Here is a 16240-nt window from a genome sequence, read left to right as displayed (position 1 = left end):
TTTATTAGAATCTTGCGATCGTGGAGATCAGAAGTGTTAAAACCAAAAGTCCGATTCCACCATACACAAGACTGTTCTTTGCCCAAGATGGGATCTTAGAACCGCCTACAATATGATAAGCTCCTGCCCCGAATAGAGGAACAAGAATGATCGCCGCAGTCCATAAACTTCCTTTTTTAGGATCCACATCCTCTCTTTTAGACAAATCGATCAGGGCTAAAGGAGCCCAGAGAGCGAATAAAATGTAGAAAATATAGTATCCGTAAAAATTGAAAAGTAGGGTAAAAAATCCGGGATCGTAAAATTGAGTAGTTTCCATAAATAACTCCTTAATATATTCTAAAATTTTAATGTATTAGTTTCCTAAGATCAACCCGCTCCGACGTTCCCTACTATGGTAAATCCAAGATAGAGAATGAATGCCAGAGAAGCTCCGAATCCGGCGAATACCAAAGTGAATCTCAGGTATTTAGGATAAGAAGATTTGCCTGAAAGAAGATAAGCTCCTCCTCCGATATAAGGCACTAAGGAAACGAATGCTAACCATACGTATTTGCCAGGACTAATTTCCGATTTAGAAACCAGATCATAAACACTTAAGCTGACCAAACATACGTAAAGAAGTAGCGGAAGTAAGTATCCGAACCAACGGAATATCACTATTTGGATATCCAAAGGTTTAGGCACAGAGAATCCGCCCAGAACGTCTCCGAACTTAGGTTTTCTTTCTGCCAGGATCTTAGCCGCTTCTTCCGGAAGTTTTACTTTATCCAAATCCAAACCGAAGTCTTCGAAAGGATGGATCGCAGGTTTGATTGGAGCAGAAACCCCACCAGGAATATTTGCTTGGGGAGAAGGAACCGGTTGGTTCTTCCAATCCCCACTTGGATAAATTCCGTGAGTTGCATCCACCATTAAAGAAAGCGCATTATACGCAGTGAAAATTTCTCCGCCCATTGGAATTCTGATCCCTGAACCGCAAGAATTCGTTTTTTCTAATAAAGGAGGAACAGAGGTCTGGAATTTATTATTTGAGAAACAGTTTCCAATACTAATCGGTCCTGCAAGAGTCAAGTCTCCAAAACCGGAAGAATGTACAATGTTCCCTTCTACAATATTTCTATGAGAGAACCAGAAATTCTCATCCAAGTTTGGGAAGATCGCGATCCCGTGGTTATCATGTCCGATCACAACGTTATTTTTGATCACATTATGTAAACCACCCGCGATCAAGATCCCTGTTCCGTAAGTAGGATATTCCAGAGGTTTGATTGGAGCGGTCAGGTTATTATTATCATAGATTAAATTCCCAATAATATAAGTTTCTCTTTCCGGAGGAAGAAGTTCTCTATCCAAGGAATTCGGTCCCAAACCTACGATATTATTTCTCCAGATGGAACTGAGGATATATAATTCTCCTCCGGCGTTCGTTCCGGAATAACCCAAGGCGCTATTCTCAGAAATCACATCATAAAGAATTGCCTTACAAGGATAACATTGACCTACATAAATTCCCGCATCAGGAGATCCGGAAGCATAAGAATGTTCTAATACTCCGTTCACAGAATCGAAAGCATAGATTCCGTAGTCTCCGTTATTATAAGCGGTTAGATAAGAACCTCTATATCCTTTTACACCTGTCCAAAAGAATCCGTTTAAGGTTGCGTTTCTTGCAGTCATATTCTCTACTGCAACACCATTTGCCCCAACTACGATAACACCATTCGCTCTTTGGAACTGACCGTCTAAGATTACTTTATTTCTATCCGTTCCTCTTAATGTAAGAGAAGGAGTAGTAACCACCACTTCTTCGTAATATACACCTTCGTCGATCAGGATAAGATCTCCAGGAGAAGCGGCATCCACTGCGTTTTGGATGGTAGGATACATTTGTGGAACCTTACGAGTGGTTCCTGAAAATTTTTCAGCGACCTTCCAATCTTTACCTGCTCTTGCAGCTGGGTTATAAGCGGCATTTCCGACTACGATGTCTGCAACCATTCCGCTTTTTCCGTCAGGAGAAGCATGAAAGCTGCAGTAATAAGGAAACACTCCTTCCTTAGGATAACTGATCTTTACCTTGGCACCTCTCGGCATCACGATATTACCGAAACTTTTTTCGGTAGACCAAGACTTATCCACTGCGATCGCATTATGAGGGTTGGCCCCAGAATTTATAAATTCGATCTGACCGCCGATTGGGATCTTTTGCATAGGGGGAGAAAATGCATTATCCACCATTACCACATGGGCAAAACCTTCCGTTGTCTCTCCCTCTTTGCCACTGCAAGAAGAAGCGAAGGCTCCCATCAAAATTCCCAGGACCAATAGTCCTATAATGGGAACGTACCTTTTATTTAAATGGAATTTAGGCATCGGAACTCCTCTCCTCATATTCGAAGTATCTCGGAATTTCACCCGAGACATGCCTTTTTAAAATGTGAGCTTTTGCTCACTTTTTTAGTATTTTCGCATATCGCTGTAACGACACAAGCATTTTTCTGAGATTTATAATCGAGCAAATGTTATAGAAAGCATCTTCTTCTTAAAAGCGAAAAAGAGTTCAGGATAATTCTTTTTTAAGTTCAGGATCTTTTCCTGCCAGGCCCCAACCCGTCCATCCGGTGATTAAGGAAAACAAAGGAGAAAGTAAATTTAAGAATGCGTAAGGAAGATATACATGTGTAGGAACTCCTAATGCTGTAGCCATAAAGGAACCACAAGAATTCCAAGGCACTAATGCAGAAGTCATTGTTCCGGAATCCTCCAAACATCTGGAAAGATTTCTAGGATCTAGTCCTTTTCTGGAATAGGCCTCTTTGAACATTTTTCCTGGGACCACAATTGCAAGATATTGGTCTGCACAGAATAAATTGGTCCCCATACAGGTGAATACTGTAGCAGCGAATAAGGATCCTCTTGCCTTAGCCCAATTTAAAACCTTCTCCGCTAAAACTTGGGTCATTCCACCTCCTTCCATAATTCCTGCATAAAACATAGCGGAGATAATCAGCCAAACTGTGGAAAGCATAGAAGACATTCCACCTCTGGATAATAATCCATCTACAACCGTATGTCCAGTCTTGACCTTTGTGCCTTCGGATGCAGCCGAGACTAAATTTTTAAAAGCGGCAGAAGCAGCATCCTGGAAGTTTAAAGAATTTGCATATATATTGGATTGGGTTATAAGAAAACAAACTCCTCCGCTCAAGATCCCGATAAAGATAGAAGGAATCGCAGACACCCTAAAATAGATGAGAAAGAATGTAAGGAGTGGCGGAAGTAGCAGAACCCAAGAAATTTGGAATTCAGCTTTTAAAGCGGAGATCACGGGTCCGGTTGCAGTTTCTGTTTCACCTTGGCTTCCACCCCAACCCAAAAACCCGAATGCCAAAAGACAAATCCCGAATGCGGGCAAAGTAGTCCTAGCCATATTACGTATATGTGATAAAAGCGAAACCCCGGTGATGGAAGATGCAAGATTTGTAGTTTCCGAAAAAGGAGAAAGTTTATCCCCGAAATAAGCTCCTGAGACTACGGCTCCTGCTACCATTCCTAATGGTTTTCCAAGCCCGGCCCCCACTCCGATCAATGCGACACCTATAGTTCCCGCAGTGGACCAAGAACTTCCGGTGGCCAAAGAAACTACCGAGGATAAGATAAGTGCTGAAGGCAAGAAGATCTCAGGCTTTAATAATTCCAGCCCCCATACTATGAGTGCCGGAACGATCCCGGAACGGATCCAAATTCCTATCAATGCGCCTATTAAAAGTAAAATGAGTATAGGCTGCAAAACATTTCGAAGAGAATCTAAAATTGTGTCTTCTATCTTCTCCCAAGAAATTCCTCTAAGCCTGGAAATCCCTGCGGAAATTGCACCTGCACTGAATAATAAAATTTGAGCAGGTCCTTCTGCGATTCCACTTCCGAATAAATATCCCGCAGTACTCAAAGAGAGGATCAAAAATCCAAGTGGAAATAAGGAGATCCAAAATCCTGGTTTTTCGTTCATTCCGGAAAATCCTTTGGTAAATTAGATCGGATCTTAGTTTTTATTCCGGTAAATGGATGAACGAACTTTAAAGAACTGGAATGTAAGGCCTGCCTGTTCATTCCAAGTCTGGCAATCAAGTCCGGATCTTTTCCTTCTATAAATTCCAGAAATGTTTCCTCATCCTTGCCGTAAATTTTATCTCCGAGTAAAGGAAATCCTAAGGAATATAACGTAGCCCTGATTTGATGGAGTCTTCCCGTTTTAGGAAAACAATACACTTTAGAAAAGGGTATCCCCTGAAACGTTCCTTCTCCGATTTTCCTAAAATTGGTTTCGCAGGTTTCCGAATCTTCTTCCGGAGTTTCTAATTTTCGAAAAGAATTTTCAAAGACAAATTTTCTTTTTTTACGGATCAAAGAAGAAGGGTCAGATATCAAGAACCCTTTTGCTCTAACGGATGCTGGAAAATTTCCCCAAACATAAGAAATATACGTTTTGTTTACCTTTCTTTTGGAGAATAATTCGGACAATTTAGAAGCAGCTTCCGAATTTTTCCCAAAAACCACAACTCCCGAAGTTTCTCTATCCAATCTATGGATGGTATACATTTTTTCGAAACGAGGATCTTCTTCTAATAAGTCGGTGAGATTATTCTTTCTATATCTTCCTGCACTATGTATTGGAATATCTCCCGGTTTTTCTACAGCGATATAATGGGAGTCTTCGAATAAAATTTGGAAATCGGTTTGAACGGGAGGTTCGAAACTTTCTCCGGGAAGATAAAGTATCTCATCCCCTTCTTTGATTGTATAAGAAGGTTTTGCAACTTTTCCTTGGACGAGTATTTTACCTTCTTCTAATATTTTTCTCCAATTGGATCTGGATTGATAAGTAAATCTGGAAGCAAGAAATACATCAAGCCTAGTGCCCGCCTCTTCTTTTCCGATCTTTGTTTTGAGGCCTTCCTGTGTAGAAGAATTAGACAGACTCTTCTTCTCCTTCAAAACCCATATCAGGCACTTCTTCCGAAACTGTTTCCATTTCGGGCGCAGATTCCTCTTCAGAAGGAGGACCTGAATCTTGGACAGTCGATTCCGGTGCTTGGGAACCTTCTCCCGGTCCTAATCTGGAATCCACAAATTGGTTTAACATTTCTTCTTCTTTGGAATTCAAATTAAAAAATTGTAAACCTATGCGGAACATCTTATCTGTGTTCGTGATATTCCGGATCACCGCACGATAAGTTCCTCTTAATTCTTGGTTCAATTGTACATCGCAGAGTAATATTTCACCCACTGCAAAACTTCTGGAGAAAAAAATGGATTGAGGATGGAAAAATCCAAGTCCACTTCTGCTGATGTCTTCTGCCATACATCTTTCCTTGGATTCCTGAAAGAATCCGGAAGCGATCACATCTCTGGAAATTGCAGCGGCAAATAATGTGATCTTATTATAATCTTCCGTATCCATAGGTTTGTCAGAAAGAACCTGCACATAACCAAGCGGAGTATAATTTTTATAACGTATTAGAACTGAAATTTCGGAAATAAATCTGGATTCAATTTTATTCAATGTTAGAAGTTTTAGATATTCTTCGATTGGAACAAAATTTTGCCCTGCTCCACCCGAACTTCTTTCCAAACGATTGGTAACAAAGATGGATTGTTCGAAATTGTACATGATCCTAAGTCTATTATCCATTCTATCCGAAAAATAGATCAAAGAATCAGGATAGGTTTCCTTCATTTTTTTGGCATGTTTCTGAAGGATTGTCTCTACTATTTTATCAATAAAACCTAATGAACGTCTTAAATGAAGTTGGTTGATAATATTGGTGAGAATGATAGGTTCTCCACCTCCGCCTTCCAGTTCAACCCTACCTTGGGCACGTTTTGCCTCGCTGACTTTTACAGCCTGGATCCTAAGTAATTCCAATCCGTTTGTCGCATTTCTTTGAACAACAGTAAAAACACCATGGAAAAAATGATTATTATGAGTGAGAAATAGGATCCTGGTTTTCTCCCCATCCGATTTTCCGGGTAAAGAAGCCAGAAGATAAATATTGTCTTTGATCCCTACAATTTTTGCAGGATAGGATCTGCCTTTAATTTCTACGGAAACAGGCAATCTCGCAAACAATGTTTGGAGGATTTTAGTCAGAGCCTCTGTTTCTTTGACTGTCCTATCCAAACTTTCCTCCTAAAGGAGACCTTTTCCTTTAACAAGGAATCCGAGTTTAGCGGCTCCCTCGTTTAGGGAAAGGAAATTACTGGTTCCAAGGAATTTTCCGGATCATTCTTTTTGCATTATATTCTACTAATACGTTGTGGGGATGCCCGGAAGGCCTTTTGTGGAATTGTATCAAAACTCCGGCAAAAAGAAAAATCTAAGTTTGAATTTAAGAAGGAGTTTCTTCTTTTTTTCTAAAAATAAATTCTTTCCTAATCTCGGAAATTCTGGAAACTCCCACCGTATTCATCGCCTGTGCCAAACCTTCCGTGTATTGGCCTACTAAAAAACGGACTCCAGCCACCCCTCCGCCCACAGCAGAAATCGCCATAGGCCTTCCGACCAGAACATTGTTCGCACCTAATGCATGCATTTTGAAAACGTCTGCCCCACTTCTCACCCCTCCATCCACGGAGATCGGAAAATCGGGGCCTAATGCCTCGCGGATCATAGGAAGAACTCTTGCGGTCCCAGGCATATCGTCCAGCACTCTGCCACCATGATTGGAAACAACGATCGCATCCGCTCCTGCTTCTTTTGCAAGGATAGCATCTTCCGGACTCATCACACCTTTTAGGATAAAAGGAAGTTTTGTATAAGAACGTATTTTAGAAAGAGCATCCACCCCTCTCGTGACAGAAGGGATTTTTTTCTGGACCAGAGTTTTGAAATTCACAGCGTCTATGTCCATACCCAGAGCAAGAACTCCCTGAGCTTCTGCCTCTTGAAATCTTTCTTTGATCAACCCTTCATCTTCTCTAGGTTTACAGATAAGAATCCCTTTACCTTCTACTTTTTTAAGAGCTTCCAGAATGATCAGATATTTTTCAGGACTTGCTCCATCGCCTAACCATGCTAAGCTGCCAGAAGCTAAACATCCTTCCAATAAAACCGCAGCCAAAGTATATTCATCCATGGCTCCGCTCATATTAGTGATTGCTCCTGTCATAGGCGCACACATGAAAGAAGTGGATAATTTTTGTCCTAAAAATTGGCTTTCAGTGCTTGCTTGGACATTGTCTCGGATATATCTGGGTAGAATAGAATATTCTTCTAACGCCTTTATATTGTCCTGGAAGCTAAGCATTCTTCCAACACCGCCCATGCCTGGAACTCCAGAGGCACAGTCTGTTCCGTCGCAAACCTTGCAGACCCAACAGATCTCTTTTCCAAAGCGAGACCTTGCATTGGCCGCAATCTCTTTCTCGGAAATAGAATATAATTCATCACAGGTAAATTTAATCGTATCTAATACTTTGGAGAATACACTCTCTGCTTGGCTTAAATTTTCCGCAGAGATGATCACATGCCCAGTTTTTTCAATATTATTCGTGGGCTCGGGGATAATATCTCCCACTTTATGTAATAGATAAATATCAGTTACACCTTCTATCTTCTTAGCTTCTTCCAATCCGTCGATCGCAAGAAGTTTCCCTTTAGGTGCAAGTAAGGCTCTTTCTATGGATACTCTATGAAATAATGGCTCTAAATTATCCGGCTCTTCTCCAAGCGCGATTAAGATAGCGGCTCTATTCAAATTGATGCCGCTCGATAATGGAAAAGTAAAAGCAGACATGAATCCACCGGAAAGTCTGGCAGCGATCTCTCCTACTTTGACACCGGTAGGTGTTACTTTGATATCACCTTTACCCGCACCTCTTCTGATCCCAAGAGCTTGCATTCCTCTGAACATTACATCTTCTATTTCTTTTTGGATCTCAGGAGAAAGAGCAGAAGGCATATTATGGCCCATCTCTATAAAATAAGGTTCTCTTTCTATGATACGGTCAGCAAGACCTGTGATCATATATTTTCCGTCCCATGCAAGCGCATCCACGGAAACTTCGGGACCAGGCATATATTCTTCTAGGATCATCTCACCTGTGGGAGAATATTTTTTGGCGTGTTTGAATGCTGCCTGTAACTCTTCTCTATTATTTACTTTTACAACTCCACGGGCACCCATATTATCCGCAGGTTTCATCACCAAAGGAAATTGTAGGAATTCCAACGCGTCACGTGTATCTTGGATACTCCATACAGGAGCAAATCCGGGAATAGGAACTCCTGCTTTTTTCAGGCGTTCTCTCATCTTTACTTTATTGGAAGCAGCTTCCGCATCCACAAAACGAATACCAGGAAGATCCAACGCGTTAGCTACCGCGGCCACAGTCATACTCGCATCCGTTCCTGCGGTGATAACTCCGTCTATCTTAGTAGTTGCGGATAATTTTTTGGCTTCTCTCACCATTCCTTCTATGTCCTTTGTGGACATGATCAAAGGAAGATCACAAATTTTCAGGCCAGGTGCTTCCGGATTCATATCCGCCACCACTGTCCTAAGAAGCATCGTTTTTGCCGTCTGGATGATTGGGACCTGTAAAAGTCCTCCGCCAATGATTAGGATCGTCTTACCTGCGATTTTTTTACTCACGGAAGAACGCTTACTCCTAGTTCCGAATTTTCTAAGATAGTAAGATCCGATTTTTCGTAGGTAGTCACACTTCCTTTTCGGATGATCCCACCTGCGAGCAAATAATCCGAATCATTCGGATAGAAAACTGCGGATTGACCTGGAGCCACACCTTTTACTTCTTCTAAAGGAAATACTTCTATAAAGTTTTCGTTACGTACTACTTTTGCTCTGATAGGACGGGAACGATATCTGACTTGCACCCTACATTCCGAACTTTCCGTTTCTAAAACAGGAGCCCAAGCTTGCAGGTTCAAATCTTCAACGATAAAAGATCTTACAAAGGTTTGTCTCTCTTCTGCCAAAACAACCGTTCCGTCGTCTTGGATAGAGATCACATATAAAGGTGCCTTCCAAGCAATGCCTAGGCCTTTTCTTTGTCCTATAGTGAAGTTTTCCTTTCCGGAATGTTCTCCAATTATTTGTCCGTCTTGTAATTTGAAAACGCCAGGAGTGAAATTAATATTTTTCTTAGCTAAAAACTTTCTATAATCGTTTTCAGGAATAAAACAAATCTCTTGGGATTCCGCTTTTTCAGCGACTGGAAGTCCCATTCTCCTTGCGATCTCACGCACTTCAGGTTTGGTCATTCCACCCAAAGGAAAAACTGTATTTTTAAGATTCTCTTGGGACAGGCCATACAGATAATATGCCTGGTTCTTATTCATGTCCTGAGCATTGGACACTGCATATCTTCCGTCTATCTCTACGATATTCGCATAATGTCCGGTAGCTATTTTATCAATTCCTAATGCTTGCGCCTTTTCGAATAAGGCACCGAACTTCACGAAAGTATTACATTCCACACAAGGATTCGGGGTTTTGCCTTCCTTGTAATCATTTACGAATCTGTCTATGACCTTCTCTTGGAAAAGTTTCTCCATCTTGATCACATAAAAAGGGATATTTAAAGAGAGACCAACATCTCTCGCGTCCCTTATATCTTCGGGAGAACAACAGGATTTTTTAGTGGTATCGCAGGCAGGTGCCTCATATTCCCAGGTGCGTAGGTTGACCCCGATCACTTCGTAACCTTCTTCCATGAGTAGGCCTGCAGTGACAGCACTGTCCACCCCTCCACTCATCGCTACAATGATCTTACCCTTACTCATTTCCAGAGACCGATTCCTTTCCTACTATACCAATAAGACTCCTTTTTGTGTCCAAAAGAATTCGATAGTTTTCCATCCAATTCCGGCCCAGGATCCCGACGATCCCTCGCCTATGGTCGGAATGTAAAGCATCAGGGGGAATTCCTCCAGGAAAGACCTCCAATTCCGGTGTGCAGAAGCCTATCCCTTCAGAATCGTTTTTCACAAAAACAGGACAAAAAGGCCGAAGTGTTCTGATCTTTGCCTGGAGTCTGCCCCCACCGAAATTGAATACTGTGGCTTCTTTACCTTCTACATATTCCGTGAGATGATCCGATTTGATTGTGTCCCAGTCTAAAACGCTGTATTCGGCCCCGGTATCCAAGATCCAAGATTCTTTTCTGGTTCCAGGCGGACGAAGAAGTACCGCTGATGGTTGGCCCGACTTCAAAAATAGTGGAAATAAATTTTCTTCCAAAAAACCGGGAGCAGGACTGGAAGTAGAAGATCTCCAAAGAGAAATTCTATCAGGTAAATCAAGAACTACAACTGAACCAAGGAACGCATTCATTCCTAAAATCCCATCCACTCTTAATTCTTTAGGGAATACATGAGAATAAAATTCCACGGATTCAAAAGGACGGATCCCTCCAATGAACAGATCGTTTTTGAACGTTCTTCTGACCGACTGGACAGAACCGCCGGGAAAACTTGCACTCAAAACTCTTTTAGGAGAATTTTCAGGTACATGGTCTTCGGAAAGGAAGGAAACGAACGCACCTGTATCGATCAAAAATCTAAGAGGTTCTCTGTCTTTGTCCAAGGAGAGATAAATTACGGGAAGATGATCCACTTCTTTGAGCGGAAGTCTGATCCAAATTCCCCCTGCCTCTTTTTCGTAGCGGATATAACCGGAGAATAAATTCCGAAAATCGAAAGTAGTACATCCTGCTACATAAAAGAAGAAGGCCCCAAGGACAATCCTGGAAAGAATAGTTCTTTTTTTGAATGTACAATTCGGAAGAAAAAGCATCGCCAGTGTTCGAAAACCCGATTAGGATTTCAAATTTAAGGAAAAAATCGATTCTTTTTTATTAGGAAGAAATTTGGAAAAGCGAACTCCGTCCAAGTTCGCTTTCGAATTACAGTAGTTTTTTGATACAGCGAGAATTTGGACAGCGAGTGTAATCAATTACACAGTCTCTGTATTCAATTCCTGTCTGAGTATCCTTTGCTTTATATTCTATAAAGCAGGAATAAGGAGAAAAATCGAACTCTTCTCTTCCTAAGGCACGGTTTCGGATACGTTTTCCGAGCTCCGCCTCTTCGATCTGGCTGATATAATAATGGTCCAGCTCAAGTTGTTTTTCCATGATAGAGGTTTCGGTCGAATTTTAGAATTCGATAAGCCCGAAATACCTCGAAAAAATGGAAAAAACTAGTTCTGGACCGGGATTTGAAAGGAAATGGTCCTGTTTTTACCGGAGTGTTTTGCCTCGTAAAGCGCCTTATCCGCCCTTTCTATCAAGTCCTTATTGTTCCGGTCGCTTGTCCAAAACTCGGAAACTCCTATAGAAAGAGTGACTTGGAAATCGGGGCCTCCGTTCGGATTCGGGATAGAAGCAGCTTCTACCGCTTTTCTCAAACGTTCTCCCATTTCAAAACCACGCTTTAAGTCCGCTCCAGGCATGACTAAACAGAATTCTTCTCCACCATATCTGGCGGCAATATCATGTTTGCCCGCGCATTGGATCAGTCTTGCAGCAACTTCAATCAATACCTGGTCCCCTGCTTGGTGTCCATGAGTATCATTGAACTTTTTGAAATTGTCCACATCGGTAAATAGAAGAGCAAGATTCGTTCTCTTTTTACGGCAACGTTCCATCTCTTCTTTCAGTTTAGTCTGGAAGTAATGATGTACTTTCAAACCGGTCATCATATCTACGGTAGCAAGTTCGTATAGACGGGAGTTCTCTACTGCAATTCCTGCAAGAGTGGAAAGTGTTGTGAGGAAGTCTCTGTCCTCTTCCATCCATTCTCCCATGGTGATTTTTTCACCCAAGAGAAGAAGTCCGTTCACTTTTCCTTTTGCGTTCAAAGGAATGATTAGGTCTCCGCCGATTCTTCTTAAAAATTCCAGCTCAGGACTTAAGCCCATGGACTCTTCGACTTGATCAGGAGTCATTGCCTTAAGTTTGGTCTCTAAAAAAGTAACTAAAGGTGCATCTGTTTTGATCTTGAATCCTGCATCATCTTCTGCGAGATCGAATCCTTTAAAGCTTGGCTCCAATTCAAAATAATTAGAGTCAGCTTCCGGTGCTAAAAAGATAGCCGCGCTCAAAGTTTGAAGTTGAGCTAAACAAATATTTAAAATAGCATCAATTAGATACTTATAATCCAGTGTGGAATTAAGAGCCTTACTGATCTCGAGAAGTTGTTTCTGATCATAGATCTTCTTCTCATAATATTCGATCATCAATGGATCATTGTCTTTTCCGATCAACTGTGGAATCTCCCAATACAAAATTGAAAAGATAATTTATTTCGCTAATCCGTTTCTTCGCCTACGGACTCTAAACATTTTCCGTGAAGTCGATCCGCGAGAGGTAGTAGCATCAAAAAGCTTTCCTCGGGGAAATCAAACTCTTTTTACTTTTTCATTTGACTTTCAGCCTGGGCTCAGGAATCATGGTTTTAGACGCCGCGCGGTGGAGCAGCCGGTAGCTCGTTGGGCTCATAACCCAAAGGTCACAGGTTCGAATCCTGTCCGCGCTAGAGCGTTTTACATCAAATCATTATCCTCAAAAGTAGACAAAGAGACGTTTAATTTCTACCTTTTCTACTCTTTCCTTATAAAAAAGAAACAAATCTCTTATCTGCTAATCCTTTCTATTTAGTTTCCTAACTCTTTAGAACGTTCTGTCGCTCTTTTCACTGCGGAGATAATAGCAAACGGGAACTTATTCTTCTCCAACTCTTCTAAACCTGCGATAGTTGTTCCGCCTGGAGAAGTTACTTTGTTTTTCAAAACTTCCGGATGAGTATCAGGATTCTTTTCCAATTCTTTTGCAAGTAATTCGGCGCCACCTATCACGGTTTGTATGGAGAGCTCCAATGCTTGAGAATATGTCAAACCGGAGGCAACTCCACCTTCTGCCAAACTTTGTATAAACCTAAGTACATAGGCAGGACCGGAACCGGAGAGTCCAGTCACTGCATCCACTAGTTCTTCTTTAGAAAGTTCCAAACAATAAGAGATAGGTGAGAATATCTCTTTCAGGGTTTCATATAATTCCTTATCTCCGTAATAGCCCAAAGCGCCTTTTCCTACAAGAATGGGAAGATTCGGCATGATACGGACCACCTTGGATCCGGCAGGAGCGGAAGAAGAAAGTATCTTAGTATCGATACCTGCCGCTACAGATAGAATTGCTTTAGGGGCCTCTAAGGATCTAAGAGTTTTAGAAACCTCCGCAGGTTTAACTGCTAAGATAATTAGGTCGGTTTTCTTTTGGAAATTGGACCAATCCGATTCTAAAACCATTCCTTCCGCTTTTTTAGGATCTAGATAAGGATCAAAACCGATCACATCTATTTTTCTAGATTGGAGAGAACGTAAAATCGCTCCTCCCATATTCCCGCAGCCTATGATACCGATCTTATTATATTTCATGTTCTTTCTCCGAATATTGCGGTCCCGATCCTAAGATAATCGCTACCTTCTTCCAATGCAATCCTGTAATCGCCTGACATTCCCATGGATAGTTTTCCTTGGGGCAAAAATTCTTTTCGTAAGTTCGCGATCTCTTGAAACACTTTTCGTGTTTCTTCCGGATCACCAGAACTTGGGCCCATGGTCATAAATCCTTCTAACACACAGAACTCTGAACTAAGAGTTTCTTTTTTGCGGAGAAGTTCCAAAACTTCCTCTTTCGAAAATCCGGATTTCGAATCTTCTTCCGTTAGATTGACTTGTAGAAAGTAACGTATCTTCCAGCGGTCCCCATCCATTCTTCTTTTCAATTCTTCCAGGATCTTTTCGGAACCTACTCCATGCACGAATGAATAAAGTCCTGCGTACTTTCGGATATGAGAAGATTGAACGGGACCTATATGATGTAGTATAAAATCTTTTTCCGGTTTTCCCAAGCCGGAAAATTTTTCTATCCCTTCTTGGACTCTATTTTCTCCGAAATGGATCACTCCTCCGGAGATCGCTTCTTGTACTTTTTCTTTAGGTTGGAATTTAGAAACCGCAATGAGTGTGGGAGTTCCTACAGATTTCAGGGACTCCAGTTCTTTTACTATAGATCTATAATTTTCAGAGACACCCACGCCTAATCGGCCTTGGACTTTTTTTTCAGACCGGAGACTTCTTGTTCTAGGATTTCCACACGTTTACGTAAGGAGACCTTGCTCTTCTTCTTAGGAGATCCGTTTTTCATTCCTAATTTTTTTTCTAAACGCCCTACTCTTTTTTCCAAAGAATTAATCTTAGCATTTACGGAAGAATGTGCCACTCTTCTTTTCTTATACTTTTTAGAATGACGTTTTTCTTTTTTGAGTTTAGGACCGTCGTCGTATTCTACTAAACTTTCGTCCCTTTGTTTTGTTCTAGGACGATCCATTTCTTCTCTTTTAGGAAGATCGGAAGTTTCAGTAACCTTTGTCTCAGGCTTCTCGGAAGTTTTTGTGGAAAGACTATCCTTCTTCTCCTTTCCTAAACCTGGAACCTCATAGTCTTTAGGTAAGGGTTGGGAAGAAGGTTCGGTAACGGTATCCTTAGGTTTGGAAAAATCCGAGTCAAAGTTTTGGCTGGGGGAAGATAGATCTTTTCCGTCAGGCACTTCTTCCGGAGTAAGGATGGTACGTTCCGGTTGGGACTTCTCCTCCACTTGGACATTTTTGTCCTTATACCAAGCGGCGATACGATCCCTTTCCACATATAAATAAAATGCAAGAGATCCAAGTAGCAGGATGAGAAGTCCGCTCAGTAGGATTTTGAGAATATCCCGGTTCATAAAATACCTTTTAGAATTATCGGCTGGGAAAACCCTAGAATTGGGCAAAAAACCCGGCTTCTTATTAGGAGATCCACAAAATCTACCGAAAGATCTAGAGTGATCCGGACCTTTCTATTCTGTTTTTGCCTAAGTTTATGGATCCTTCCTAAACCTACCTGGGCACCTCCTGTCAAAAGAGACCAGGACGAGGCAAACAGAGTACTTCAATTAGAAAAAGTACTAGTCGATTGGAAGCATTACAATCTTTTTCTAGTGGATTCCTTCGAAGGCGAAAGGCCTTGGGAAGTTTATAGAGGAGTTTCTTTCTTAAACAGGATAGACTATGTTTCCCAAGTTCCGGACTCCCAAGCATTCGCCAAAGAAAGAGAATTATATAAAGCTTCTCCTAAAGAAGAATACAGATCCATGATGGTCCAAACATTCTTCGAAAATCCAAAACATGAACATCTAGAGATACGACCCAAGGAACCGATCCGTCTTCCCATTGGAATTCCAATGCGTGTGTTTTTCTGGGCTTATTCCAATAATCATAATGTTGTTCTGGAGTTGGTATTTCATCAGAAAAAATCCAAAGAGATCGTTTTAGAATTGGGAGATCTGAAGTTCGACGGTTGGAAAAGAATAGAGACTCAAATTGCGGTGCCTGCAAAAAATATCAGACTGAATCAATCTCTTCGTTTTCCTTTGGAACTGGTTTCTATTCGGATCAAACCGAACCCTTTCCAACCCAAAGGTGAATTCTATTTTTATATGGATCGTTTAGGAATACTCATCGATAGCAGAGAAGAATCTTATCCTGGAGCAGAGGTCAAAGACAATTGGGGTACTGCTCTGTAAAGAATTCCTTCAGCTCTCCCGGTTTTTTGGGATTAAACTTAAAAGTGTTCCAATTCATATAACCCGCTACTTCCACATTCGTCGGATTATCATCCACGAACACATAATCTTTTCCGGGAAAATCAGTCTCTATCCATTGGTAATATTCTTGGGCAGGTTTTCTAACACCCATCTCGCAGGAAAAATACAAAGCATCCAGAGAATGAAGAAGTTCTCCTATCTCCGGAAATTTCAGGATCTCTTTGTACCAAATCGAATAATTACTGGCAAGGATCACAGAAAAACCTTTGGACTTCAGGCTTTTTACGATCTCCAAAGTTTCGGAAATCGGATTGATCTTGGAAAACATCTTTTCCTTCAGATCCTTGGGATGAGGAAGTCCCTTATCCTTATGAGAATCCAAATAAAATCTCTGGAAAAAATCCTCTTCTTCGATTCTTCCCATTTCGAAATCTAAGAAGGCTTGCTTTTCCCGACCGTTCTTAAAATCTTCCCAATGTTCTCTGGGCAAAAGTTCTTTTAATGCCAGATGGAATGGGTCCTGGATCAGGGTATCCATTAGGTCGAATACAAAAAGAGGAGATCTCATACC

At 41.3% G+C, this 16240-nt stretch carries 15 protein-coding genes and 1 tRNA gene; 2 read left to right on the top strand and 14 right to left on the bottom strand.

The genetic code is table 11. The features are described 5' to 3' along the window. Positions 1 to 4: 4 nt before the first annotated feature. From EHO58_RS13985 to EHO58_RS13940, 10 genes are all read right to left on the bottom strand, one after another. Entirely contained in the window at positions 5 to 319 is a 315-nt protein-coding gene (locus EHO58_RS13985; protein ID WP_100709492.1) for a PLDc N-terminal domain-containing protein, read from the bottom strand. A 50-nt stretch (positions 320 to 369) separates the two neighbouring features. After that, on the bottom strand, positions 370 to 2376 hold the full coding sequence (locus EHO58_RS13980) for a right-handed parallel beta-helix repeat-containing protein (RefSeq protein WP_135680338.1): 2007 nt from the start codon (positions 2374 to 2376) through the stop codon (positions 370 to 372). A gap of 187 nt (positions 2377 to 2563) precedes the next feature. Continuing rightward, positions 2564 to 4012 carry a Na+/H+ antiporter NhaC gene (gene nhaC / locus EHO58_RS13975; protein ID WP_135680337.1) on the bottom strand — a complete coding sequence of 483 codons (1449 nt, stop codon included), beginning with the start codon at positions 4010 to 4012 and terminating at the stop codon, positions 2564 to 2566. Then, positions 4009 to 4998, bottom strand: a complete 990-nt coding sequence (locus EHO58_RS13970; RefSeq protein WP_425269452.1) for a pseudouridine synthase — start codon at positions 4996 to 4998, stop codon at positions 4009 to 4011. Before EHO58_RS13970 ends, nhaC begins: the two co-directional genes overlap by 4 nt. After that, positions 4973 to 6184: a PilZ domain-containing protein gene (locus EHO58_RS13965; protein ID WP_135680336.1), complete on the bottom strand. Its 1212-nt coding sequence runs from the start codon at positions 6182 to 6184 to the stop codon at positions 4973 to 4975. The genes EHO58_RS13970 and EHO58_RS13965 overlap by 26 nt, the downstream gene beginning before the upstream one ends. Positions 6185 to 6392: 208 nt before the next feature. Then, positions 6393 to 8657: an alpha-hydroxy-acid oxidizing protein gene (locus EHO58_RS13960; RefSeq protein ID WP_135680335.1), complete on the bottom strand. Its 2265-nt coding sequence runs from the start codon at positions 8655 to 8657 to the stop codon at positions 6393 to 6395. Next, a complete protein-coding gene (gene mnmA, locus EHO58_RS13955) occupies positions 8654 to 9808 on the bottom strand; it encodes a tRNA 2-thiouridine(34) synthase MnmA (protein ID WP_135680334.1) in 1155 nt (384 codons plus the stop codon). The genes EHO58_RS13960 and mnmA overlap by 4 nt, the downstream gene beginning before the upstream one ends. Beyond that, positions 9801 to 10820, bottom strand: coding sequence for a retropepsin-like aspartic protease (locus EHO58_RS13950; protein WP_135680333.1), 1020 nt, complete (start codon positions 10818 to 10820; stop codon positions 9801 to 9803). Before EHO58_RS13950 ends, mnmA begins: the two co-directional genes overlap by 8 nt. Positions 10821 to 10929: 109 nt before the next feature. Further along, positions 10930 to 11160, bottom strand: coding sequence for a hypothetical protein (locus EHO58_RS13945; RefSeq protein WP_020770850.1), 231 nt, complete (start codon positions 11158 to 11160; stop codon positions 10930 to 10932). Between the two features lie 65 nt (positions 11161 to 11225). Further along, positions 11226 to 12290, bottom strand: coding sequence for a sensor domain-containing diguanylate cyclase (locus EHO58_RS13940; protein ID WP_135626078.1), 1065 nt, complete (start codon positions 12288 to 12290; stop codon positions 11226 to 11228). A 199-nt stretch (positions 12291 to 12489) separates the two neighbouring features. On the opposite strand from EHO58_RS13940, the gene EHO58_RS13935 reads away from it, so the two are divergent. Next, positions 12490 to 12562: transfer RNA gene (locus tag EHO58_RS13935), tRNA-Met, on the top strand. Between the two features lie 118 nt (positions 12563 to 12680). Here EHO58_RS13935 and proC read toward each other — a convergent pair. Genes proC through EHO58_RS13920 form a run of 3 tightly spaced genes read right to left on the bottom strand, consistent with a single transcriptional unit; the run spans position 12681 to position 14808 of the window. Continuing rightward, entirely contained in the window at positions 12681 to 13460 is a 780-nt protein-coding gene (proC, locus tag EHO58_RS13930; RefSeq protein ID WP_135626077.1) for a pyrroline-5-carboxylate reductase, read from the bottom strand. Further along, positions 13457 to 14122 carry a YggS family pyridoxal phosphate-dependent enzyme gene (locus tag EHO58_RS13925; protein ID WP_135680332.1) on the bottom strand — a complete coding sequence of 222 codons (666 nt, stop codon included), beginning with the start codon at positions 14120 to 14122 and terminating at the stop codon, positions 13457 to 13459. The genes proC and EHO58_RS13925 overlap by 4 nt, the downstream gene beginning before the upstream one ends. Before the next feature lie 2 nt (positions 14123 to 14124). Beyond that, positions 14125 to 14808 (bottom strand): hypothetical protein, encoded by a 684-nt coding sequence (locus tag EHO58_RS13920; protein ID WP_244241180.1) that lies wholly within the window; start codon positions 14806 to 14808, stop codon positions 14125 to 14127. Positions 14809 to 14907: 99 nt separating this feature from the next. Here EHO58_RS13920 and EHO58_RS13915 point away from each other — a divergent pair, with 99 nt between their 5' ends. Then, positions 14908 to 15648 (top strand): flagellar filament outer layer protein FlaA, encoded by a 741-nt coding sequence (locus EHO58_RS13915; protein ID WP_135626074.1) that lies wholly within the window; start codon positions 14908 to 14910, stop codon positions 15646 to 15648. On the opposite strand, the gene EHO58_RS13910 is transcribed toward EHO58_RS13915, so the two are convergent. Then, complete coding sequence (locus tag EHO58_RS13910; protein WP_135680331.1) at positions 15620 to 16237, bottom strand: HAD family hydrolase; 618 nt, start codon at positions 16235 to 16237, stop codon at positions 15620 to 15622. The two genes, EHO58_RS13915 and EHO58_RS13910, sit on opposite strands and share 29 nt — an antisense overlap. Between the last annotated feature and the right edge of the window lie 3 nt (positions 16238 to 16240).

Origin of the sequence: Leptospira selangorensis, assembly GCF_004769405.1 — a bacterium.
GTDB lineage: Bacteria > Spirochaetota > Leptospiria > Leptospirales > Leptospiraceae > Leptospira_B > Leptospira_B selangorensis.
Note: the sequence above shows the minus strand (reverse complement) of the source record. Positions and strands in the feature narration are given on the sequence as shown.

What these genes read in the sequence shown, in the direction of transcription:
- EHO58_RS13910 (WP_135680331.1), bottom strand. Translation starts at nt 16,237, where the DNA reads ATGAGATCTCCTCTTTTTGTATTCGACCTAATGGATACCCTGATCCAG.
- EHO58_RS13950 (WP_135680333.1), bottom strand. Translation starts at nt 10,820, where the DNA reads ATGCTTTTTCTTCCGAATTGTACATTCAAAAAAAGAACTATTCTTTCC.
- EHO58_RS13920 (WP_244241180.1), bottom strand. Translation starts at nt 14,808, where the DNA reads ATGAACCGGGATATTCTCAAAATCCTACTGAGCGGACTTCTCATCCTG.
- EHO58_RS13980 (WP_135680338.1), bottom strand. Translation starts at nt 2,376, where the DNA reads ATGCCTAAATTCCATTTAAATAAAAGGTACGTTCCCATTATAGGACTA.
- EHO58_RS13985 (WP_100709492.1), bottom strand. Translation starts at nt 319, where the DNA reads ATGGAAACTACTCAATTTTACGATCCCGGATTTTTTACCCTACTTTTC.
- EHO58_RS13945 (WP_020770850.1), bottom strand. Translation starts at nt 11,160, where the DNA reads ATGGAAAAACAACTTGAGCTGGACCATTATTATATCAGCCAGATCGAA.
- mnmA (WP_135680334.1), bottom strand. Translation starts at nt 9,808, where the DNA reads ATGAGTAAGGGTAAGATCATTGTAGCGATGAGTGGAGGGGTGGACAGT.
- nhaC (WP_135680337.1), bottom strand. Translation starts at nt 4,012, where the DNA reads ATGAACGAAAAACCAGGATTTTGGATCTCCTTATTTCCACTTGGATTT.
- proC (WP_135626077.1), bottom strand. Translation starts at nt 13,460, where the DNA reads ATGAAATATAATAAGATCGGTATCATAGGCTGCGGGAATATGGGAGGA.